This is a genomic window from Micromonospora cabrerizensis, assembly GCF_022230955.1.
GTDB classification, from domain to species: domain Bacteria; phylum Actinomycetota; class Actinomycetes; order Mycobacteriales; family Micromonosporaceae; genus Micromonospora; species Micromonospora cabrerizensis.
This window is the reverse complement of sequence record NZ_JAKKFI010000098.1, coordinates 58,657-80,257: the sequence shown is the minus strand read 5'-3', so window position 1 is coordinate 80,257 and position 21,601 is coordinate 58,657. Positions and strand designations below refer to the sequence as shown.

Sequence of the window (21,601 nt, the reverse complement as noted above, 5' to 3'; positions counted from 1 at the left end):
GCACCTCCCGGTGTGTTGAGGTGGGCGGCATGGTGCCCCGGCTGCTGTACCTCGCCCGACACGCCTAGCAGGACCGGACCGGGATGCCGGAGTCGGATGCCGGTGAACCGGACACCGGCCTGACGGAGCGCGGCCGGCAGCAGGCCACGCTGCTCGGCGAGCGCCTGCGGGGCCGCCGGTTCGCCGCCGTCCACCACGGGCCGCTGCGCCGGGCCGCGCAGACCGCCGAGCTGGTCACCGGGTCGCCGCCCGAGGTTCCGGTGTACGCGACGGAGCTGGCCGGCGACCACCTTCCACACGACACGGACCCGACCGGCCTGCCGCCCGCGTACGCCGCATTCCTGGCGCGGTTCTCCGCAGCCGAGCGGGCCGACGGGCCGCGGGTGACGGCGGAGGCCGTGCGGCGGTTCACCGGCCCGTTCCCCGGGGAGGCTCCGGACGGCGGGCCGGTCCGTGAGCTGGTCGTGACGCACACCTTCCTGATCGCCTGGCTGGTGCGGCACGCCCTCGACGCGCCGGAGCGGCGATGGCTGGGCTTGAACCTGCACAACGCGGGATTGACCGTGATCCGGTACAGCCCCGGTGGCCCACCGAACCTGCTGGCCGTCAACGACGTGGCCCACCTGCCGCTGGAGCTGCGGGGCACCGGCCTGCCCCCGGACTACCTGGTGTGAGTGCCGGTGGCCCGTAGCAGCAGCTTGACCACGTCCTGTGTGACCGGCGGCGGGGTCGCCTCGGACGGGCAGTCGACGTACCCGGTCTCGATCGTGCCGACGGTGACCCGGTAGGTGAAGACGTCCGCGCAGCCGGTCGGGCTGGCCGTCTGGCGCGCCTCGGCGGGGAGCCGGGGGTCGGCGGCCAGAGCAGTCAGCCGGCCGAGGTCGGCGGGGGCGAGCCGACCGGTACGTCGGCTGCCGGCCCGGTCCACAGCGGTCCACCGACCGTCCGGCTCGACCGTCACGACGTCACCACGGCCGGCGAAGCCGCCGGAGGTACGCAACATCACCCGGGCGGCCGCGCCACTGGTCCCGGGGCCGCCGGTGGTGGGGGCGATGGTCGGAAGCGGGGTGCCGGTCGGGCCGGGAGCCGTGGTGCCCGGGGGCTGGCTCGGGGTGGCCGAGGGCTGACTCGGGGCGGTGGGGGTGCGGTCGACGCCGGTGCAGCCGGCTAGGAGGGCGACCAGCAGCGCGATCGTGACGCCGACTGTGGAGGTGGGTCTCATGGTCGTCGGACGCAGGGTGCGCAGCATTGGTTCCCTTGTCAAGGGCCTCGTCCGTTCGGTCACTGTCGATGTCTGGAAGCGGTCCGAGACGCCCTTCCTGCCCTCAGGTAGCTGAATGTACATGCGTGACTACCCCCGTCACACTCTTCTCCTTCCAGGAGGGCACGTGAAAAGAGCTCTTGCCGCCGTCAGCGCAGTGCTGCTCACCAGCGGCCTGCTGACCTGCGTCGTCACCACGGCGCACGCGGCCCCGCCCACCTCGCCCGCGCCGGACGCCTCCGCCGCGGCCCGAGCGGCAACCGTCCTACGGACGAACCCCGGCGCCGTCCAGGGTTCGAACGCCGAGTCCTACCAGGTGCACAGCACCAAGGTGGACAGCAGCGGCGCCGCCCACACCCGCTACACAAGGACCTACCAGGGCCTGCGGGTGTACGGCGGTGACTTCGTCATCCACACCGCTCCGAACGGCACGTACGCCGGCAGTTCGGTCGGGCTGGCCGCGCCGCTGACCCTCGCCACCTCGGCCAGGACCACCGCGGCGGCCGCGAAGAAGGCCGCCAAGGCCCGGTTCGCCGGTAGGGCCGAAGCGGTGGGCACGCCGGAGCTCTTCGTCGACGCCAGTTCCGGGCAGGGTCGACTGGCCTGGGAGACCGTTGTCAGCGGGTGGCAGCCCGACGGGCAGACCCCGTCCCGGCTGCATGTGATCACCGATGCCACCACCGGTGCGGCCGTCGGCGCGTACGACGAGATCGAGTCGGTGACCGGCACGGGCAACAGCCTCTACTCGGGCCCGGTCAGCATCGACACGACGCTCTCCGGCAGCACCTACCAGCTGATCGACCCCTCCCACGGCAACGGGTCGACCTGCGACATGAACAACGGCACGTCGAGCTGCACCACGTTCACCGACGCGGACAACACCTGGGGCACCGGTGCCACCTCCAACCGGCAGTCCGCCGGCGTGGACGCGCACTTCGGCGCCGCCAAGACGTTCGACTACTTCAAGAACACCCACGCCCGCAACGGCATCTTCGGCAACGGCACCGGCGTGCCGAGCCGGGTGCACTACGGCAACAACTACGTCAACGCCTTCTGGGACGGCTCCCGGATGACGTACGGCGACGGCTCGGGCAACTCCCGTCCGCTGGTCGCGCTCGACGTGGCAGCCCACGAGATGAGCCACGGCGTGACCGAGAACGTGGTCCCCGGCGGCCTGACCTACTCCGGTGAGTCCGGTGGCCTGAACGAGGCGACCAGCGACATCTTCGGAAACATGGTCGAGTTCTACGCCAACACCTCGGCCGACCCCGGCGACTACCAGGTCGGCGAGAAGATCAACATCAATGGCAACGGTACGCCGCTGCGCTACATGTACAACCCGTCGCTGGACGGCTCGTCCGACAGTTGCTGGTCCAGCAGCACGAAGAACAAGGACGTGCACTACTCGTCCGGCGTCGCCAACCACTTTTACTTCAGCCTGGCCGAGGGCACCGGCGCCACCGCGTACGGCACCTCACCGGTCTGCGGTTCCGCCCCCGCGGTGACCGGCATCGGTCGGGCCAAGGCCGAGAAGATCTGGTTCCGGGCACTGGACGTCTACTTCACCTCCAACACGTCGTACGTCAACACCGGCAACCCGGCGAACACCGCCCGCGCCTACAGCCTGCGGGCGGCCACCGACCTGCACGGCAGCTGCTCCACCGAGTACAAGGCCGTGCAGGCCGCCTGGACCGCGGTGAACGTCGCCGGTAACGACGCGCCCTGCTCGACCGGCAACGACTTCTCCGTGGCGCTGTCGCCGACCGCCGGCTCGGTCAACCCGGGCAGCTCGGCCGCCACCACCGTGTCGACCGCCACCACCAGTGGCTCGGCGCAGACGGTCACGTTCTCCGCGTCCGGCCTGCCCAGCGGGGCGAGCGCCGCGTTCAGCCCCGCCTCGGTGACCTCGGGTGGCTCGTCCACCCTCACCATCAGCACCTCGGCGAGCACCCCGCCGGGCACCTACTCGATCACCGTGAACGGCGCCGGCTCGGTCACCCGCAGCGCCACCTACCGACTCACCGTGAACGGCACCGGCGGCGGCTGCACCGCGCCGGGGCAGAAGCTGGCCAACCCGGGCTTCGAGTCCGGTGCGACCGGCTGGTCGGCCAGCTCCGGCGTGATCACCAGCGCCAGCAGCCAGCCGGCCCGCACCGGCACGTACAAGGCGTGGCTGAGCGGGTACGGCAGCAGCCACACCGACACCCTCGCCCAGTCGGTGAGCCTGCCGGCCGGCTGCTCGTCGTACACGGTCAGCTTCTGGCTGCACATCGACTCGGCCGAGACCACCACCAGCGTCGCGTACGACACGCTGCGCGTGCAGGTGCTGAACTCGGGCGGCACGGTGCTGGCCACGCTGGCGACCTACTCGAACCTGAACAAGGCGACCGGCTACAGCCAGAAGTCCTTCTCGCTGGCGGCGTACGCCGGCCAGACCGTCAACCTGAGGTTCACCGGCACCGAGGACTCGTCACTCCAGACGTCCTTCGTGGTCGACGACACCGCGGTCACCGTCTCCTGACCTGACCTGACCTGACCTGACCTGACCCGACCCGGCGTGTGGGCCCGGCGGCCACCCCTCACGGTGGTCGCCGGGCTCACCTGTGCGGTCTGTCGGCAATCTTGGACACTTTCCGTCAGCGCCGAACGGAAACTGTCCAAGATTGCTGCGGCGGTCCGCGTGACCGGACCGGTCGCCGCGCCGTTAGGGTCGCCGCACGGGGTGCACGGCGTCGGCGCGCCAGATCGGCGTCGTCGGACCGGTGCAGCGGAGAGGGGCGGACGTGTCGGACGCGGAGTTGACCGTCGAGGTGACCGGACCGGTCGCAACCGTGGTGATCCACAACCCGGCCCGGCGCAACGCGATGACCGCCGCCATGTGGCGTCAGCTTCCCGAACTGCTCGACCGGCTGGAGCCCGACCCGGGCGTACGGGCCCTGGTGCTCACCGGCGCGGGCGACGCGTTCTGCGCAGGTGCCGACCTCGGCGACCTGGCCGAGCTGTTGGACGCCGGCGACACCAGCATCGCGGTGGCCGCCGAGGAACGCCTGGCCAGCTTCGCCAAGCCGACCGTCGCGGCCATCCGAGGCGCCTGCGTCGGAGGCGGGGCTCAGCTTGCGGTCGCCTGCGACCTGCGCATCGCTGCGGACGACGCCCGCTTCGGCGTACCGCCGGCCCGGCTCGGTCTGGTCTATCCGGCACCGACGACGCGCCGGCTGGCCCGGCTGGTCGGCCCGTCCGCCGCCAAGCATCTGCTGTTCACCGCCGAGCTGATCGACGCCGAGCGCGCCCTGCGGGTCGGCCTGGTCGACGAGGTGCTTCCGGCCGACCGGCTCGCCGCGCGGGTGGACGAGCTGACGACGACCATCGCCCAGCGGTCCCCACTGAGCGTGGCCGCCGCCAAGGAGATCATCGACGACCGTGCCGGGCCCGCGCGGATCGCCTGGTGGCACCGGAAGGTGGCGACCACCGGCGAGGCCCGGGAGGGGGTCGCGGCGATGACCGAGCGGCGTACGCCCCGCTTCGCCTGGCGGGCACCGGCCGACGACTGACCGGTTTGAACCGTCGTCGTCGATGGGTAGTTCCCGCGTCACGAGTGATCGGGGGACCACTATGGACATGGCGGCAACGGATCCGGGCCGGACCGCGCGGGGGCAACGGAGACTGCGTCTGATTCTCTTCCTGCTGCTGACCGCCGTGGTCGGCGGGCTCGCGGTCGGTGTCGCGATGGGTGGTGAGAACACCGGCATCTTCGACGGTGACCCACCGGGCTGGGCGACCAACCTCGGACGTGTGCTGGTGGTTCTCGGCATCGTCCTCGAGGTGGCCGCGATCGTCTGGGCCGTACGCACCGGGCGTCACCGGGCCGCTCGACGGTCCCCGTTGCTGTCGGTGAGCTGGTCGCACCGTCGTCGGCTGGGGCGGCAGGTTCGACGCGGCACACCCGAGGTCGGCGAGGACCCGGCCCTCCTCGCGGAGACCGCCCGACAGTATTCCGGCCAGCGCTGGTTCGTGCCGCTGGTCGCCGGTCTCGCGATGACGAGCGTCGGTCAGGCGCTTCTGGGGTTCGCGCCGTTCTTCGTGGTGATCGGCGGGCTGCTGGTGCTGATCTGGGTGGTGCTGATCGTGTCGGTCCTCCGCAACGCCCGCCGGGGCGAGGCTTTCCTCCGTAACCACCCGGATCTCAGCCAGCAGCGGTAGCCGCTTCCCCGCCCCACTCATCGCAACACCTCGATCCGGGGTGGCCCGCTGCCGGTCCGTACGGCAGGCTGTCGGTCGTGCAGCGTGATCAGTTGCTTGCGGGCCGCTACCGGCTCCTGGAACGCCTCGGCAGTGGTGGCATGTCGGCGGTGCACCGGGCGTACGACGAGGTGCTCGAACGGGACGTCGCGGTGAAGGTGCTCGTCGCCACGGACCACAACGCGCGGCAGCGGATCCGGGGTGAGGCCAAGGCCGCGGCCCGTCTCTCGCACCCGCATGTCACCAGCGTCTACGACTTTGGCGAGTCCTTGGTCGACGGGGCTCAGGTCCCGTTCGTGGTGATGGAGATGCTCGACGGCCACACCCTCGAACAACGGTTGGCGGCCGGGCCGTTGCCGCCCCGCGCGGGTCTGCGGGTCTGCGCCGAGGTGGCCTCCGCGCTCGCCGCCGCGCACAGCCAGGATCTCGTGCACCGCGACATCAAGCCGGGCAACGTGATGCTCACGCCCACCGGCGCGAAGGTGCTCGACTTCGGCATCGCGGCGGCCGCCGGTGAGTCGGAGATCGACTTCGAGGGGCGGCTGCTGGGCACACCGGCCTACCTGGCCCCGGAGCGACTGGAGGCCGGCGAGGTGCTGCCGGCCTGCGACGTGTACGCCCTCGGCCTGCTGCTGCACCGGGTGCTCACCGGCCGGCTGCCGTGGCCCGCCGAGGCTCAGACCGGGATGCTGCGCGCGCACACGCACGTCGAGCCGGACCCACTGCCCCCGGTCGACGGCGTACCGCCCGAGGTGCACCGGCTCTACCGCTGGTGCCTGGCCCGCGACCCCGCCGATCGGCCGCCGGCCGTCGAGGCGGCCCGCATCCTGCTCGCCGCCGCCGCCAGCCCAGCGGCTGCCGTGGCCGAGGCTTCTGCCGGCACTACCGGCCTGGCGGCTGACGGGACCGCGCAGCCCGGCGACACGCTCGCCGGGTCGACCGGGTCGATCGGGTCGACCGGGACGACCGGGTCGACGGGCGAGACGGCCGTCGGGTCCACGTCCCGGCGAGGGGCGTGGCGTCGGGGGCGGGCCGTGCTGGCGGTCAGCGGCGCGGTGATCGCCGCGGTGGCGATGGCCGGGTCGCTCGGTGACTCGCACAACCGCCGACAGGGGCAGAAGGGGCCCTCGACCGGGATCGGCCCGGGCACCACCACGGTGGGGATGCCGAGCAGTGAGGAGCCACTCGTCGCATCCGGCACGGGACCGGCGGCCGTCCCGCCGGGCCGGACCACCGGGCCCGCTTCCCGGTCGGCTTCTCCGACCGGGCCGAGCCCGATCGCCACCACCGCAGGGCCGACCCCGACACGGGCCGTGCCGACGCCGACGCCCACCCCTGGCTCGGGTGCGTCCGCGGACGCACGGGGCGGGACGGTGACCTTCCGCTGCGTCGACAGGTCCGTCCAGGTGCTCGCGGTGACGCTCGCGCCCGGGTTTCGGGCTGAGGCGTACGACCCGGGTCCCGCGAAGCAGATCCAGGTCGAGCTGGTCTCCCCCGAGCACCGCAGCGAGATCCGGGTGCACTGCCCCAGCGGCAGCCCGAAGTCGAAGGTCAAGGAACGCGCCGCCTGAACGGGGGCCGGCGGGTGCCGCGCCCGGGACGTACCCGGGACGCGGCCCCCCGTTCCCGCCGGCCGGTCCGTCACCGCCCGGCCAGCGCCCCCCACCCCGGGTTGACCGGCTCCCGGCGCAGCGCCATGCCCGCCTCCGCCGGAGTCCGGTCGCCCTTGCGCTGGTTGCAGGCGTAACAGGCGGCGGTGGTGTTCCGCCAGGTGTTCCGGCCGCCGCGCGAGCGGGGCAGGATGTGGTCGATCGTGGAGGCAGGTCCACCGCAGTACGCACAGCATCTGTCGTCGCGGCGCAGCACCCCGGCCCGGGACCAGGCCGGCCCGGCGTTGAACCTCCACCGGGTGACCACGAAGCGGACCAGCCGCACCACCCGGGGCATCGGGAAGATCCCGATCACCCGGTCGGGCTCGGCCTCGTGGATCTCGGCCACCCGACGGCAGAGCATCCGTACGGCGTGTTGGACGGTGACCCGGTGCAGCGGGCCGAGGTCGGCGTTGATGACGAGGACGGCGTCCACCGGGACTCCTTTCCAGATGGCGACGGACAGCGAAGAGCCGCCCGGTCCGGTTGTCGGACGGGGCGGCTCAGCGCGTACGGATACGCGTCAGTCGGGCCGGCCCGCCCGGGGACCTTGCGCTCGGCAACCGCCGCCCGACAGCGTCGACGGCACGGTGGTGACGTGCGACATCGTCATGAGCTGCTCCCGCGGTGGTGGTTGACCTTGCGCGATCACGGTAGGCCGGGACGGGACAGGCGGGCAACGGATTTCGATCGGTTGGCCTCGTCGGAACGGCGCTGGCGGCGGGTGGGGGTGGCGACGTCCGCCGAGACGTGGGCGGTGGTCAGTGGTCGGTTCAGCCGCAGGGCCATCCGCACGGTGAGTTCGCTGTCCAGCAGGGGTCGGTTGACCTCACCGGCGACCGCCAGCGCCGGGCCCGAGACGGACCGCCAGATCGCGGCCAGCCCGGCGCCGAGGCCCACCAGGGCGACGGTGGCCCGGGTGGTCGGTGAGCCGGCGGCCGCGGCGGCGCTCACCCCGACGACTGCGAAGAGCACCAACAGCACGGGTACGAGCACCGGCCAGAAGATGCCCCGTGCCGCCTGCGCCACCAGCCGCCGGTCCCGGATCATCAGGTTCCTGGCGATCACCGCGTAGTCCTCCTCGTCGAGCAGGTCACGCGGGTGCAGGCCGCCGGTGAGCACGTCACGCCAGAGGTCACCCTGGCCACGCAGGGCCCGGCTCAGTTCGGCGGGCGTCGGCACGGCCGGGTCCCCGTGGCCGGCCCGGTCGACCGCGCTCGACCAGGCGGCGAGCGACCGGCGCACCACCGCGGCCGAGTACGGCGGCAGGACGGTGGCCAGCTCGTCCAACCACCGGCGGATCTGGATCTGCCGCCCACCGAACTGCCTCAGCAACTGGGCGGCGTCGCCGGCTCGGACGGTGTCGGCCACCGATCGACCCAGCCGGTAGGCCAGGCCGACCCTGTGGTTGGTGGCCATCGTCCAGCGGAGCACGTCAACGTTGAGGTCGTCGAGGGCGAGCAGCAGGGGCACCGGGTCTGCGGGGTCGGGCCGTTCCAGGTCGGGGAGCAGGGCCCGGGCGGCAGCCGTGTCGGGCACCGGCCCGTTGTGCCGGGTGAGGTCGGCGATCTGGGCCAGAGCGACGTCCACCCCGTCGAGGTACATCCGCATCCGTCGGTGGGCGGACATCTCGGTGAGGTTGGAGAGCTTGGCCGGTGGTACGGCCGGGCGGGCCTCGACGGGAGCGCCAAGCTCCACGTGCTGCCCGTGGTGGTAGGCGTCCGCCATCCACCAGCCCAGCCGCAGCGCGGTGACGATGCACGCCCGTTCGTCGCGGATCAGGGGGTACGCGTCGTCGCGGCCGATCTCGTCGTTCGGCGGGCCGCTCTCCGCGCCGACGCGGTGCAGTGGTGACATCTGCCGCTGCCCTCCCGCCCGGTCGATCGACGGTTGATCATTCTGAGCGTACGGCAGCAGGCCGGTGCTTATGTCGCTTTTTGTCGCTTTGGTCCGCTGCGGCCGGCGAGCAGTCCACGCGGTCGGATCGAGCGCACCGGCTCGGCCGAGGCGCCCTCGGCGCGCAGGATGTGGTTCGCGGCGATGATCCCGGTCGCCGCGGAGCGTTCCATCAACGCACTCGGGAAGTCCGTGGCGATGCCGTCCCCGGCCAGGTAGACGCCGCTCGCGTCGGTGCGTACCCCCGGTCGCCAGGCGTGGCTGCCCGGCGTGAACGCCGGGGCCTGCGCCTCGACCCGGGCCCGCAGCTCGCGGACCCGCAGGTCGCCGGCCTCCGGCCAGAGCGCGACCAGCTCGCGGCGCATCCGCTCGGCCAGCTCCTCGGCCGGCACGCCGGGCTCGCAGGCGTACGCGTGCAGCTCGATGACCGACCCGCCGGTCTGCCGTGCCCAGCGCCGCGGCTCGTTCTCCAACCGGTGGTAGAGCGTCACCGAGTCCAGAGTGGGCTGCCGGGACACCCCGCTGAACACCGCCCGCTCGGCGGCCACGTCCCCGTCACACCAGAACCGTGCCACCGCGTACGGCGGGCCGGGCCGGCCGAAGGCGGGCATCCGCGCCGCCAGCTCCGGTGCCTGCCCGGTCAGGTCGGGGGAGGCCGCGACCAGCGCGGCGAGCGCCGGCGGGTCGACGGCAAGCACGACGTGACCGGCCGGGTGGCTGCCGCCGTCGGTGGTCGTCACCCGCCAGCCGTCGCCGTCGTGGTGCACACCGGTCGCGGCGGAGCTGGTCAGCACCCGGCCGCCGTGTTTTTCGACGTGTCGGGTCAGGGGCTCCCAGATCGCCGTGGCGTAGTCCTCGTCGGGGCAGTCGAACGCCAACCCTTCCGGGTTGCCGAGCAGGTAGAAGTGGAACTGGGCGACCATCTCGGCAGCCGACATCTCCGCCTCGTGGTTGAAGAACGAGTGCGAGAAGACCTCGAACAGCATCGCCCGCGCCCGGTCCGGCAGTCGCAGCGAGGCCAGCAGCTCGTCGGCGGTGGTGGCGTCCAACTCGGCGTAGGTGCGTACCGGGTCGTAGCTGAGCAGCGGCAGCGCGGCGTCCCGATCCATCAGACGCAGGTCGGCCAGGCGCAGGCTGGGGCTGCGCAACAGCAACGCGAGGAGGTTCGCCGGCGGTGCCGGCGGCAGCTTGCCGAACTCCTCGGTCGGCCACTGCTGGCTGAGGATCGGGTAGCCCGGGATGGGCTTGAGGAAACCCAGGTCACTGTCGACCCGCCGGAGAATCGACCGCCAGTTGTAGTACTGCCGGAAGAACGCGTGGAAACCGTGCTCGTTCTGCTGGCTGCCGTCGGCGAGCGCCTCCGGCCAGGCACCCAGTCGGCCACCGAGCGTCGGCGCCGCCTCCAGCACCGTCACCGCCACACCCCGCTCGGCCAGCACCACCGCCGCCGACATGCCGGCGATGCCGCCCCCGACCACCACCGCCGTCGTCGGTCCCGGCACGCGGTCCGCGCCACCGCCGCCCGGGTCCACCACGTGCTGGCGTACGCCGATGAGCCGACCCACCACTTGCGACAACGCCATGGGCACCTGCCTCTCTCGGCCCAGTCTCCCCTACTCCAGGCAGCGGCGCGCGCGGTCGGAGGCGGGCCAGACGTACTCCAGATCCGCTGGGACGTCGTCACCGAAGAGGGGCCGGTAGTGCCCGGGGTCCTTGCGCACGAGCGACGAGCGGTGGCTCAGGTGCAGGTCGTCGCGACCCAGCCACGGTGGCAGCTCGCCGTCCCGGGCCAGCTCGTCCTGGGTCCGTACGACGCCCGCCCCGCAGGCGGCGGCGAGGTCGACGGTCATCGTGGTGGCGCAGGTGTCCGCCCGGCCCGGTTCGGTCCACACCGCGCACATGTCCAGCCCGTAGCGGGTGAGCGCCTCCTCATACCCGGCCCACATCTTCACCGCCGGATGGTTGCGCCAGCCGTACCCGGGTCGGGTGAGCCCGCGCAGCACCTGGATGGCCTCCACCCGTTGCTTGCCCAACCGCTTCTGGTCCAGCGTGCGGGCGCTGGCCAGAAAGTCCGGGTACGGGAGGAACGTCTGCATGTCGCTGCTCTACCCGTCGCCGGGGCGGGCATTCCTGGACGCGGGATGATCCGGACGGGGTCGCCCACCGTGGCAGTGCTGATTACGATCCGGGCATGGCGGAGCCGTGGCGGGACCGGGCGCGACGGGCGGTCGAGTGGAACTGGCGGCTGCGCTCCGCTGGTGATCCACGCCCCCACTACGTGATCTGTGGGAAGGACGCCCTCGCCTACTACGTGGCCCGGGCGATGCTCGAGTCCGAGCTGCCGGCGGGTGGCGCCCGGGTGACCGTCGTGGTGCCGGAGCGTTACCGCAGCAACGGCCCGGACGTGGCGGCGCTGCGGGGGGTCCGGGTGGTCCGTTCGGATCGGTTGGACGTGGCCACCTTCGAGACAGCCGGCCTGGCCGGTGCGGCCGGGCTGGCCCTGCTGCACCAGGACGACGTGGGCAACCTGCACGCCGCGCTCTGTGCCCAGGCCGTCGACCAGCGGGTTCGTCAGGTGCTGCGGATGTTCAACGGCACCCTCGCCGACGGCGTGCGCAAGCTGCTCAAGGCATCGGTCGAGGTGCTCTCCGACGCCGAGATGGCCGCGCCGGCGTTCGTCGCCGCCGCGCTCGGCGAGGTCGACGCCAGCACCTTCCAGCACCGGGACAAGACCCTGCGGGTGGCCCGCCGGGCTGACGTCCGACCGCAGGACGTGGTCTGCGCACTGGCTCACCTCACCGAGGCGCAGGGGGTGGAGCTGCTTCCGGCCGAGCAGGCTGGCGCGGACCTGGTGCTCGCCGAGGCGACGGGGCAGCCACCCGGCACCGAGGTCGCCGCCCGTCGACTGGTCCGGGCCCGTCGGCGACGCCGTCCGGTCGCGGTGCTGCTGGGCGCGGTCCGCGGCTTCGCGACCCGCAAGATCGGTGTCGCCGTGATGTTGGTGCTCGCGGTGATCGCGGTGCTGGGGGCGCTGATCTCCCGCACCGAGGGGGCCTCCCCGCTGGAGGCTCTGTACCTGACGCTGGTGACCACGCTCAGCGGCGCCGATCCGGACACCACCAAGCCAGCGGGCGCGCAGATCATGCAGGTGGTGCTCAACCTGGCCGGGTTGGCGCTGATTCCGCTGATCACCGCCGTCGTGGTGGACGGCATCGTCAACGCCCGGCTGGCCCTGCACACGGGCCGGTTGCAACCTGCGCGGGTCGGGCACGTCGTGCTGATCGGCCTGGGCAATGTCGGTACCCGGGTGATGGCCCAGCTCCGCGAGTACGACGTCGAGGTGGTGGCGATCGACAAGGACCCGGAGCCGCGTGGCGCCGCCCTGGCCCGTCAGCTGGAGGTGCCGCTGATCGTCGGTGACGCCGCGCTGCCGGAGACGCTGGTCGCCGCTTCGGTGGCCGACTGCCAGGCGCTGGTGGTGGCGTCCACCGACGACGTGGCCAACCTGGAGGCGGCGCTCGCGGCCCGCGATCTTCGTGGCGACCTGCGGGTGGTGCTGCGGTTCTTCGACGGTGACTTCGCCGAGCGGGTGGAGGAGACCTTCGCCCTCGGCGTCTCCCGGTCGGTCTCCTACCTGGCTGCCCCGGCCTTCATCGGTGCCCTCACCGAACGGGCGGTGATCACCACCATTCCGGTCGACCGGCACGCGCTGCCGGTCGCCGAGGTGCCGGTCGCCGCCGGCTCCGAGTTGGACGGCCGACCCCTGGACATGGTCAACCGGGACGGGCAGGTCCGGCTGATCGCCCGGACTCCGGCCGGCGGCGGCAGGACGATCTGGTGGAAGGACCTCGACCCACGCCAGGTGATCTTCGCGGGCGACCGGTTGACCGTCGTCGCGCGCCGACGCGGGTTGGACTGGCTGACCAGTCAGTGCGCCCCACCCGCCCCCGGAAGGACGCCGGTGTCGCACGGTCACCCCGGCTCGACGCCCCGGCCCGTGCCGATCCCGGCCGCCCCCACCCGGCCGGCCGGGCCGCCCTCCGCCCCTGCCAGGCCTGCTGGGCCGCCACCCGCACCCGCCCGATCGGCCGGGCCGTCGTCCGCACCTGGCGGGCCGTCCGTAACTACCGGGCCGCACACCGCGCCGCCCGGGCCGAGCGATCAGGAGGTCGCCGCCTCGGCCCCCGGCGCGGCCCACCCGGTGTCGCCTCCCCGGTCGCCCGCCGTCGGTGCCGTGCCGCCTCCGCCCAGCGCGGACGACGGGCACTGGCCGGTGGCGCCGGACGACGCTGGAGTCCGGGACGAGCCGGACGCCAGCGCGGCACGCTCCGGGTGACGGTCCGCCGACGTGCACCGGTGCCGTCAGCCAGGCGGACCGGTTCGCCGGGTCGGCACTGAGTGACAATCAGTGCCATGCGTTTCCGCGTCCTGGGGCCGACCCAGGTGTTGCTGGCCGACGGGCGTGAGATCGCCGTGGGCGGTCCGCGGCTGCGCGCGCTGCTGGCGTTGCTGCTGCTCGACGCGGGCCGGGTGGTGTCCGCCGAGCGGCTGATCGACGGACTGTACGGCGAGCACCCGCCGCGGGGCGCCGCCAACGCGCTTCAGTCCCTCGTGTCGCGACTGCGTCAGGTCCTGCCCGCCGAGCACAACCCGGTCGAGTTCCACCCGGCCGGTTACCGCCTCGCCGTCGATCCCGCGGACGTCGACGCGTACCGGTTCGAGCAGCTCGCCGAGGCCGGGCGCCGGGCGCTCGCCGGCGGTGACCGGCCCCGCGCGGCGGCGGTGTTGCGCGAGGCGCTGGAGCTGTGGCGTGGTCCCGCCCTGGCCGACGTCGCCGACGTGGCCGGCGTGCCAGCGCAGGCGGCCCGGCTCGACGAGCTGCGGCTGGCCGCCGTCGAGGATCGGATCGAGGCGGACCTGGCGCTGGGCGGGCACGCGGACCTGGTCCCGGAGCTGCGGCAACTGGTCGTGGCGCATCCGCTGCGGGAGCGGCCGCGAGGCCAGCTCATGCGCGCCCTGTCCGCGCAGGGCAGGCCGGCCGAGGCGCTGGCCGAGTTCGAGGACGCCCGGCGCAGCCTGGCCGAGCAGCTCGGCGTCGACCCGTCGGCGGCGCTGGCCGCGATCCACCTGGCCGTGCTGCGCGGCGACGACAGCTCGGCCGTGCTGCTGCGGGGCGACGACAACTCGACCGTGCTGCTGCGCGTTGACGACAGCTCGGCCGTCCGCCCGTCGACCGAGCAGGCGCTGCCGAGCCAGCTCACCACGTTCGTCGGGCGGGAGGAGGAGCTCAAACGTGTTCTGGCCCTGCTCGAAGAACGCAGGCTGGTCACCCTCACCGGCCCCGGGGGAGCGGGCAAGACCCGGTTGGCCATCGAGGCGGCGGGCCGGGTCGACGGCGAGGTCCACTTCGTCGAGCTGGCCGGGCTGGCCGACGGGTCGGACGTACCGCAGGCGGTGCTGAGCGCGCTCGGCCTGCGGGACGCGGGTCTGCGGGCTCCGGCCGAGCCGGGCCGGCAGTCCACCGACCGACTGGTCGAGGCGCTGGCCGAGCGGCCGCTGCTGCTCGTGCTCGACAACTGCGAACACGTCATCGCCGACGCGGCCCGGCTCGCCGCACGACTGCTGGGCGCGTGCCCGGCGCTGCGGGTGCTGGCCACGAGTCGCGAGCCGCTCGGGCTGGCCGGCGAGGCGTTGTGCCCGTTGTCCGGGCTCACCCTGCCGCCGTCGACCGTGTCGACGGAGAACGCCGACGACTACGCCGCGGTCAGCCTCTTCGCCCAACGGGCCGCTGACGTCGCACCCGACTTCACCGTCACGGCGGCCAACGTCGACGTGGTGCTGCGGATCTGCCGTACCCTCGACGGCCTGCCGTTGGCGATCGAGCTGGCCGCCGCGCGGTTGCGGGCGTTGCCCGTCGCGGAGGTGGCCGCCCGTCTCGACGACCGGTTCCGGCTGCTGTCCATGGGCAGCCGGGCCGCGTCGCCCCGACACCGCACGCTCCGGGCCGTGGTCGAGTGGAGCTGGGATCTGCTCGACGATGCCGAACGCAGACTGGCCCGCCGGCTGACCGTCTTCGCCGGGGGCGCGACGCTGGAGGCCGCCGGGCGGGTCTCCGGCCTGCCCCCGGCCGAGTTCGTCGACGCGCTCAGCGGTCTGGCCGACAAGTCCTTCGTGGAGCTGACCGGCGGGCGTTACCGGATGCTGGAGACGGTGCGTGCCTTCTGCGCGGAGCGTCTCGCCCAGGCCGGCGAGGCCGACGAGCTGCGTCGTGCGCACACCGCGTACTTCCTGGAGTTGGCCTGGACCGCCAGCGACCACCTCCGGCGAGCCGAGCAGTTGCAGTGGCTGCGGCGGCTCGATGCCGAGCGGGACAACCTGCATGCCGCCCTGCGCCGTGCCACCGCGGCCGGTGACGCGCCCGACGCGGCCGGGTTGGTCGCGGCCCTGTCGTTCTACTGGTGGCTGCGGGGTATGCGCGGGGAAGCGGCCCGGTTGGCCGCGAACGTCCTCGACCTGCTGGGGGCGGAAGCGCCGCCCGGGCTCAGCGAGGAGTTCGTCCTCTGCGTCTACAACACCTCGCTCGCCGGTGCCGGCCACCTGCCGTCGCTCGGAACGCAGCGGGCCGTGATCCGCAGCCTCGACCGGCCACCCCGACAACCGTTCCTGCTGTACCTGTCGGGGATCTCGACCGGGCCGCCGTCCGGCGGTGCCGAGCACGTCGAGGAGCTGATGGGGGAGCTGCGGCGGCTGGTCGGCCCGGACCCGTGGATCAACGCGCTCGGCGCGATGGGTAGCGGCTCGGCGCTGATGTGGAGTGGCGAGTGGGACCGGGCCAGGACCGCGCTGAACACCGCGCTCGACGGCTTCCGGAGCACCGGGGACCGGTGGGGCTGCATGATCACGCTCGGTGCGCTCGGCGAGCTGGCCGCCTGGCAGGGTGACCCGGAGACGGCGGGGGCACACATGGACGAGGCGATGGGAATGGTCGAGGCGCTCGGTTCGGCCGTCGACCAGGCCGACATGCTGCGGACCAGGGGCGAGATCCGGCTGCGCGCCGGTGACCTCGGTGCGGCGAGGGACGACTTCGCCGGTGCGCTGCTCCTGGCGCAGCGCAGCGGAGCGCCCGAGTTCGTGGCCAGCGCCCGCCTCGGCCTCGCCCAGGTGGCGCGGCTGCACGGTGATCTGGTCGAGGCGAGACGGCTCTGCGGGGAGGCGCTGGTCGGCGGGTTGACCGGCTGGTACGTCGGCGAGGCCACCCGTTCGGAGATCCTCCACGTGCTCGACGAGATCACCGAGGCGGAGAAGGCCGGAGCCCCGAACGGGCCCGGTGCGGTGCCGTCAGCGGACGGTGCGTGACCCGTCAGCGCCTGACCGCACCGTGGGGGCATGACGACATACGAGGTGGTCGCCGAGGGTCTGGGCAAACGGTACGGCCCCACCCGCGCGCTCGACAGATTCGACCTGGCCGTGCCGACCGGCACGGTCTACGGGCTGCTGGGGCCCAACGGCGCGGGAAAGACGACGGCGGTACGGATCCTCACGACGCTCCTGCGCTTCGACGCGGGCAGGGCCACGGTGGCCGGGTTCGACGTGCTGCGCCAGCCGGACGAGGTGCGTGCGCGGATCGGGTTGACCGGGCAGTACGCCGCAGTCGACGAGACCCTCAGTGGCCGGCAGAACCTGGAGCTGTTCGGCCGCCTGTTCCGGCTCGGCCGACGGGAGGCCCGGCAACGCGCCACCGAACTCCTGGAACGGTTCGGGCTCGCCGAGGCGGCGGGCCGCTCCGCCGGTGAGTACTCGGGTGGGATGCGCCGTCGGCTGGACCTCGCCGCCAGCCTGATCCGTACGCCGCGCGTGCTCTTCCTCGACGAGCCGACGACCGGCCTGGACCCGCGCAGCCGCAACCAGGTGTGGGACCTGGTCCGCGCTCTGGTCGCCGAGGGGACCACGGTGCTGCTCACCACGCAGTACCTGGAGGAGGCCGACCAGCTCGCCCACCGGATCTCGGTGATCGACGCCGGTCGGGTGGTGGCGGAGGGCTCACCCGACGAGCTGAAGTCGATGACCGGCGGCGACCGGATCGAGGTGGTGGTGCGTGACGCGGCCGACCTGGACCTGGCCGCCCGCATCGTCGCGCCGATCTGCGGCGCGGAGCCCGAGCGTGACCCGGAGATCCGGCACCTCAGCGTGCCGGTGACCGACCGGGTCGCCGGGCTGGTCGACGTGGTGCGGGCGTTGGACGACGCGGGGGTCGCGGTCGAGGACATCGGCCTGCGGCGCGCCACGTTGGACGAGGCGTTCCTGCACCTGACCGGGCATCGGCCCGACGAGACGCGCGAACCTGTCGGGGCCGGACGAAAGGCGGACGTGGGATGACCACCGCAGTGGCCGACGGTTGGACGATGACCAGGCGCAACATGATCCACGTGGTCCGCCAGCCGGAGGAGGTGATCCTCTACTTCTCACTGCCGATCATGTTCGTGCTGGTCTTCGGGTACGTGTTCGGCAGCGGCATGCAGGTGCCCGGTGGTGGCAACTACCGCGAGTTCCTGCTGCCGGGGGTCTTCGTGATGACGATGCTCTACGGGCTGGGGGCCACCGCGACCGGCGTGGCGCTGGACCTCAGCCGGGGTGTCGTCGACCGGTTCCGGTCGATGCCGATGGCACGGTCCGCCCTGATGACCGGTCGCAGTGCCGCCGACCTGCTGCGCGCCATGCTGGAGATGTCCACCCTGCTGGTCTGCGGCCTGCTCGTCGGCTGGCAGTGGCGACTCGGGGTGGGCAAGGCCCTGCTCGCGGTCGGGCTCCTCCTGCTGCTGCGGGTCGCGATCACCTGGGTGGGGATCTACCTGGCGCTGCTGGTCCGCAACCCGGACACGGTCGGCGTGATCGTCTTCCCGGCGGCGTTCCCGTTCACCGCGGTCTCCAACGTCTTCGTGTCACCCGAGCTGATGCCGTCGGTGATCGGGACGATCTCGGAGTGGAACCCGTTGTCGGCCACCGTCGCGGCGATCCGCGAGCTGTTCGGCAACCCGGGCCTGGGTGGCGACTCCTGGCCGGCGGAGCACGCGCTGTTGCTGGCGGTGCTGTGGCCGGTGCTGCTGATCGCGACGTTCGCACCGCTGGCGGTGCGCCGCTATCGACGCCTGAGCCGCTGACCCCCGCGCGCCGGTGGCCGCCTCAGGTCACCGGCGCGCGAGGCGCAGCGCGTACCAGGCGGCACCGGCGGCGAGCACACCGAAGCCCGCGAGGACGCTGGCCACGGGCAGGTTGACCGCCAGCAACAGACATCCGACCAGCCCCAGGCCGGCGAGCACCCGCACCGGCAGCCGTCGACCGGGCTCCCGCCCCAGCGTGAGCGCCGCCGCGTTGGTGATCGCGTAGTAGACGAGCACCGTGCAGCTGGAGAAGCCGATGGCCCCGCGTACGTCGCCGACCAGCACGACCACGATGACCACGGCGGCGACCGCCAGTTCGGCGCGGTGCGGTACCCGGCGCACGGGGTGCACGGCGGCCAGCGCGCCGGGCAGGTCACGGCGGCGGGCCATCGCGAGGGTGGTCCGGCCCACCCCGGCGACCAGGGACAGCAGCACCCCGACGACCGCGATCGTGGCCCCGGCGCGGACCAGCCAGGCCAGCCCGGGCAGCCCGGCGGTGGTCACCACGTCGACTAGGGGCGCGGCGGAATCGGCCAGCCGGTCGGCACCGAGCACGCCGAGCGTGACCACGGCCAGCACCAGGTAGATCACGAGCACCGCCCCGAGCGCCAGCGGCACCGCGCGGGGGATGGTCCGTCGCGGGTCGCGGACCTCCTCGCCGAGCGTGGCGATCCGGGCGTACCCGGCGAAGGCGAAGAAGAGCAGCCCGGCGGCGGTGAGCACACCCCGGGCGGAGCCGCCGGGCTCGCCGAGCCGATCCAGGTGCACCGGACCGCCCGCCACCCCGACGACCGTGACCAGGGCCAGCACCGCGAGCACCAGCGCCACCAGCAGTCTCGTGACGGTGGCCGTCTTCCCGATGCCGCGCAGGTTCACCCCGGTCACCGCGAGCACCGCGCCGACCGCGACCAACCGGGCCTGCCCCGGCCACAGGTACGCCCCGATGGTCAACGCCATCGCCGCGCAACTCGCCGTCTTGCCGACCACGAAGCCCCAGCCGGCCAGGAACCCGGCGAACGGCCCGAGGCGCTCCCGACCGTAGACGTAGGTGCCGCCGGACTCCGGGTAGCGGGCCGCCAGTCGCGCCGAGCTGGTCGCGTTGCAGAAGGCGACGAAGCCGGCCAGCACCAGCGCGGGCAGCAACCCGGCGCCGCCGGCCGCCGCCGCGGCCGGGCCGAAGACCACGAAGACGCCCGCGCCGAGCATCGAGCCCAACCCGATGACAACCGCGTCGGGTACGCCGAGCCGCCGCGACAGTTGGTCCACGGGCCGGAACCCTAGGGGTACGAGGTGAACGGCCGGTCCCACTCACGTAGCCGGCCGGGGAGCGGGATGTCGTCCCAGGGCACCCGGTGCAGCAGCCGGTCCAGGAAGATCCCGAGCAGCAGGGCCGCCACGCCGTCGGTGAGCCAGTGGAAGTTCAGGTAGGTCGTGGTGACCAGCAGGATCGCCGGGGGAGCGAATCGGATCAGCCGGTGCACGGTCGGGTGCAGTCGCCCCGCCGTCAGCGCGGTCAGCAGCACGGCGATCACCCCGTACCAGACGATCGCGTTGGCGACGTGCCCAGACGGGTAGGAAAGGTCGTACTCGGTGGGCGGCAGGTCGTTGAAGATCCGAACCGACCGGGTCGGCGGCAGATCGGAGCTGGGCGCGGCCCGGTCGGTCAGGATCTTGAGCGGCCCGACCGTCAGATACAGGAGGACGAACGCGCCCGCCAGCAGCAGCAGTGGTCGGACCGTGCGGCTCCGCCAGGCCACCGCCAGGCCGAGCGCCCCGGCGATCGGCATCAGCAGCCAACCACCCTGGCCGAGGAAGTTGAACACCCGGGCCGTCCAGTAGATCGGCGCCGGGTGGTGGGCGTAGGCCCATTCCCGGACCGCGAGGTCCAGACCGAGCAACGCACCTCCGGCGAGGGCGAGGGTCAACGCGCCGAACCCGACCAGCAGCAGCGCGTCGAACCACCAACCGGCCGGGCGGACAGGCCGTAGCCGCAGGTCACGTCGTACCGCCGTGGGTTTGAGCACGCGACCACGCTACCGGCCCGGCGCGAGGCCGGGGTGTTCGGCGCTGTGGGCCCAACCACGATGTGAGGCGATGCGGGGGGCGAGGCGTCATGCTTGTGCCCGTGCGGATCACGTCTGCCCTCGTGGACCCGGCGCTGCTCGACCTGCCCTGGTCGACACCGCTGGAGGAGTGGCCTGCCCAACACCTGGTGGCCCTGCCGCAGGGCATCTCCCGACACATCGTCCGGTTCGTCCGGCTCGGTGACTTCGTGTACGCGTTCAAGGAGACCCGCGAGCGGATCGCCGAGCGGGAGTACGACCTGCTCAGGGCCCTGGAACGGATCGACTTTCCCTCGGTCGAGGCGGTGGCGGTCGTCGCCGACCGGCAGACCGAGGACGGGGAACCCCTCGAATCGGTGCTGATCACCCGGCACCTCCAGTTCTCCCTGCCGTATCGGGCGCTGTTCTCGCACACCCTGCGGCCGGAGACGATGAGCCGGCTGCTCGACGCGCTCGCCGCCCTGATCGTGCGGATGCACCTCACCGGCTTCTTCTGGGGCGACTGCTCGCTGTCGAACACGCTGTTCCGCCGGGACGCGGGCGCGTTCGCCGCCTACCTGGTGGACGCGGAGACGGGGGCGTTGCACAACTCACTCTCCAACGGTCAGCGCGGTGAGGACCTGGAGATCGCCCGGGTGAACATCTTCGGTGAGGCGCTGGATCTCCAGGCCGCCGGCCTGCTGCACGAGTCCATCGACCCCGAGGTGGTCTGCGAGGAGGTCGTGCAGCGCTACGAGCGACTGTGGCACGAGATCACCTACGAGCAGGCCGTCGAGCGGGAGGCCCGGCACGACATCGAGGGCCGGATCCGCCGCCTCAACGAGCTGGGCTTCGACGTGGCCGAGGTGGCCATGTCGTCCATCGACGACGGGCGTTACCTGGTGCGGCCGAAGGTCGTCGACGCCGGCTACCACACCCGGCGGCTGCTGCGGCTGACCGGTCTGGACGCCGAGGAGAACCAGGCGCGCAAGCTGCTCAACGACCTGGACGCCTATCGGGCGGAGAGCGACCTGACCGACGAGCAGCAGGCCGCGCACCGCTGGCTCACCGAGGTCTTCGAGCCGGTGGTCCGGGCCGTTCCCGCGCACCTGCGCCGCAAGCTGGAGCCGCAGGAGCTGTTCGCGCAGATCATCGAGCACAAGTGGCTGCTCTCCGAGCAGGCCGGCCGGGACGTCGGGATGCGCCACGCAGTCCAGTCGTACCTGGCCGACGTGCTGGTGCACCGCCCCGACGAGCAGGCCATCCTCGGCGTCGAAGTCCCCAGCCTCAACTGACCTTCGCCCCACGAACGGCCCGACCTGCGCTCGCTCCGGCAGCGCCAGAGTCGGCAGCGTG

General features: G+C 72.9%; 17 protein-coding genes. 10 read left to right on the top strand and 7 right to left on the bottom strand.

What is annotated here, in order from left to right:
- Nucleotides 1-83 precede the first annotated feature (83 nt).
- A complete protein-coding gene (locus LADH09A_RS26245; protein ID WP_238648240.1) occupies nt 84-674 on the top strand; it encodes a histidine phosphatase family protein in 591 nt (196 codons plus the stop codon).
- Here LADH09A_RS26245 and LADH09A_RS26240 read toward each other — a convergent pair.
- Nucleotides 662-1,222 carry a hypothetical protein gene (locus LADH09A_RS26240; RefSeq protein ID WP_238648238.1) on the bottom strand — a complete coding sequence of 187 codons (561 nt, stop codon included), beginning with the start codon at nt 1,220-1,222 and terminating at the stop codon, nt 662-664. The genes LADH09A_RS26245 and LADH09A_RS26240 overlap by 13 nt on opposite strands.
- 166 nt (nt 1,223-1,388) lie before the next feature.
- Between LADH09A_RS26240 and LADH09A_RS26235 the strand changes: the two genes are divergently transcribed.
- The 4 genes from LADH09A_RS26235 (at nt 1,389) to LADH09A_RS26220 (ending at nt 7,071) form a co-directional block, all read left to right on the top strand.
- Nucleotides 1,389-3,782 (top strand): M4 family metallopeptidase, encoded by a 2,394-nt coding sequence (locus LADH09A_RS26235; protein ID WP_238648237.1) that lies wholly within the window; start codon nt 1,389-1,391, stop codon nt 3,780-3,782.
- A gap of 262 nt (nt 3,783-4,044) precedes the next feature.
- Nucleotides 4,045-4,812: an enoyl-CoA hydratase/isomerase family protein gene (locus tag LADH09A_RS26230; RefSeq protein ID WP_238648236.1), complete on the top strand. Its 768-nt coding sequence runs from the start codon at nt 4,045-4,047 to the stop codon at nt 4,810-4,812.
- A 67-nt stretch (nt 4,813-4,879) separates the two neighbouring features.
- Nucleotides 4,880-5,461, top strand: coding sequence for a hypothetical protein (locus LADH09A_RS26225; protein ID WP_238648235.1), 582 nt, complete (start codon nt 4,880-4,882; stop codon nt 5,459-5,461).
- Between the two features lie 77 nt (nt 5,462-5,538).
- A complete protein-coding gene (locus tag LADH09A_RS26220) occupies nt 5,539-7,071 on the top strand; it encodes a serine/threonine-protein kinase (protein WP_238648234.1) in 1,533 nt (510 codons plus the stop codon).
- A 70-nt stretch (nt 7,072-7,141) separates the two neighbouring features.
- Here the strand turns inward: LADH09A_RS26220 and LADH09A_RS26215 are convergent, their stop codons facing one another.
- From LADH09A_RS26215 to LADH09A_RS26200, 4 genes are all read right to left on the bottom strand, one after another.
- Complete coding sequence (locus LADH09A_RS26215) at nt 7,142-7,585, bottom strand: HNH endonuclease (RefSeq protein WP_238648233.1); 444 nt, start codon at nt 7,583-7,585, stop codon at nt 7,142-7,144.
- A 212-nt stretch (nt 7,586-7,797) separates the two neighbouring features.
- Nucleotides 7,798-9,006, bottom strand: a complete 1,209-nt coding sequence (locus LADH09A_RS26210; protein WP_238648232.1) for a hypothetical protein — start codon at nt 9,004-9,006, stop codon at nt 7,798-7,800.
- Nucleotides 9,007-9,074: 68 nt separating this feature from the next.
- Nucleotides 9,075-10,628, bottom strand: coding sequence for an FAD-dependent oxidoreductase (locus LADH09A_RS26205; RefSeq protein WP_238648231.1), 1,554 nt, complete (start codon nt 10,626-10,628; stop codon nt 9,075-9,077).
- Between the two features lie 30 nt (nt 10,629-10,658).
- A complete protein-coding gene (locus LADH09A_RS26200) occupies nt 10,659-11,141 on the bottom strand; it encodes an MSMEG_6728 family protein (protein ID WP_238648230.1) in 483 nt (160 codons plus the stop codon).
- Between the two features lie 95 nt (nt 11,142-11,236).
- Here LADH09A_RS26200 and LADH09A_RS26195 point away from each other — a divergent pair, with 95 nt between their 5' ends.
- The 4 genes from LADH09A_RS26195 to LADH09A_RS26180 all read left to right on the top strand — a co-directional run bounded on the left by LADH09A_RS26195 (nt 11,237) and on the right by LADH09A_RS26180 (nt 18,203).
- Nucleotides 11,237-13,381: a potassium channel family protein gene (locus LADH09A_RS26195; protein WP_238648227.1), complete on the top strand. Its 2,145-nt coding sequence runs from the start codon at nt 11,237-11,239 to the stop codon at nt 13,379-13,381.
- 77 nt (nt 13,382-13,458) lie between these two features.
- Nucleotides 13,459-16,401 carry an AfsR/SARP family transcriptional regulator gene (locus LADH09A_RS26190; protein ID WP_238648225.1) on the top strand — a complete coding sequence of 981 codons (2,943 nt, stop codon included), beginning with the start codon at nt 13,459-13,461 and terminating at the stop codon, nt 16,399-16,401.
- Between the two features lie 30 nt (nt 16,402-16,431).
- Nucleotides 16,432-17,421 carry an ATP-binding cassette domain-containing protein gene (locus LADH09A_RS26185; protein WP_238648223.1) on the top strand — a complete coding sequence of 330 codons (990 nt, stop codon included), beginning with the start codon at nt 16,432-16,434 and terminating at the stop codon, nt 17,419-17,421.
- Entirely contained in the window at nt 17,418-18,203 is a 786-nt protein-coding gene (locus LADH09A_RS26180) for an ABC transporter permease (RefSeq protein WP_238648221.1), read from the top strand. The genes LADH09A_RS26185 and LADH09A_RS26180 overlap by 4 nt, the downstream gene beginning before the upstream one ends.
- Before the next feature lie 27 nt (nt 18,204-18,230).
- Here the strand turns inward: LADH09A_RS26180 and LADH09A_RS26175 are convergent, their stop codons facing one another.
- Both LADH09A_RS26175 and LADH09A_RS26170 read right to left on the bottom strand, forming a co-directional pair.
- The gene (locus LADH09A_RS26175; RefSeq protein WP_238648220.1) at nt 18,231-19,469 is read right to left on the bottom strand and encodes an APC family permease; all 1,239 of its coding nucleotides are present in this window, start codon (nt 19,467-19,469) and stop codon (nt 18,231-18,233) included.
- Nucleotides 19,470-19,480: 11 nt separating this feature from the next.
- Nucleotides 19,481-20,227, bottom strand: a complete 747-nt coding sequence (locus LADH09A_RS26170; protein WP_238648219.1) for a phosphatase PAP2 family protein — start codon at nt 20,225-20,227, stop codon at nt 19,481-19,483.
- Between the two features lie 89 nt (nt 20,228-20,316).
- Between LADH09A_RS26170 and LADH09A_RS26165 the strand changes: the two genes are divergently transcribed.
- Nucleotides 20,317-21,540, top strand: coding sequence for a DUF4032 domain-containing protein (locus LADH09A_RS26165; protein ID WP_238648218.1), 1,224 nt, complete (start codon nt 20,317-20,319; stop codon nt 21,538-21,540).
- The last annotated feature ends 61 nt before the right edge of the window (nt 21,541-21,601 follow it).

Bases quoted from the DNA above. Each gene is read 5' to 3' on its own strand.
- LADH09A_RS26245 (WP_238648240.1), top strand. From the start codon at position 84: ATGCCGGAGTCGGATGCCGGTGAACCGGACACCGGCCTGACGGAGCGC.
- LADH09A_RS26240 (WP_238648238.1), bottom strand. From the start codon at position 1,222: ATGAGACCCACCTCCACAGTCGGCGTCACGATCGCGCTGCTGGTCGCC.
- LADH09A_RS26225 (WP_238648235.1), top strand. From the start codon at position 4,880: ATGGCGGCAACGGATCCGGGCCGGACCGCGCGGGGGCAACGGAGACTG.
- LADH09A_RS26210 (WP_238648232.1), bottom strand. From the start codon at position 9,006: ATGTCACCACTGCACCGCGTCGGCGCGGAGAGCGGCCCGCCGAACGAC.
- LADH09A_RS26205 (WP_238648231.1), bottom strand. From the start codon at position 10,628: ATGGCGTTGTCGCAAGTGGTGGGTCGGCTCATCGGCGTACGCCAGCAC.
- LADH09A_RS26200 (WP_238648230.1), bottom strand. From the start codon at position 11,141: ATGCAGACGTTCCTCCCGTACCCGGACTTTCTGGCCAGCGCCCGCACG.
- LADH09A_RS26195 (WP_238648227.1), top strand. From the start codon at position 11,237: ATGGCGGAGCCGTGGCGGGACCGGGCGCGACGGGCGGTCGAGTGGAAC.
- LADH09A_RS26190 (WP_238648225.1), top strand. From the start codon at position 13,459: ATGCGTTTCCGCGTCCTGGGGCCGACCCAGGTGTTGCTGGCCGACGGG.
- LADH09A_RS26185 (WP_238648223.1), top strand. From the start codon at position 16,432: ATGACGACATACGAGGTGGTCGCCGAGGGTCTGGGCAAACGGTACGGC.
- LADH09A_RS26180 (WP_238648221.1), top strand. From the start codon at position 17,418: ATGACCACCGCAGTGGCCGACGGTTGGACGATGACCAGGCGCAACATG.
- LADH09A_RS26165 (WP_238648218.1), top strand. From the start codon at position 20,317: ATGCTTGTGCCCGTGCGGATCACGTCTGCCCTCGTGGACCCGGCGCTG.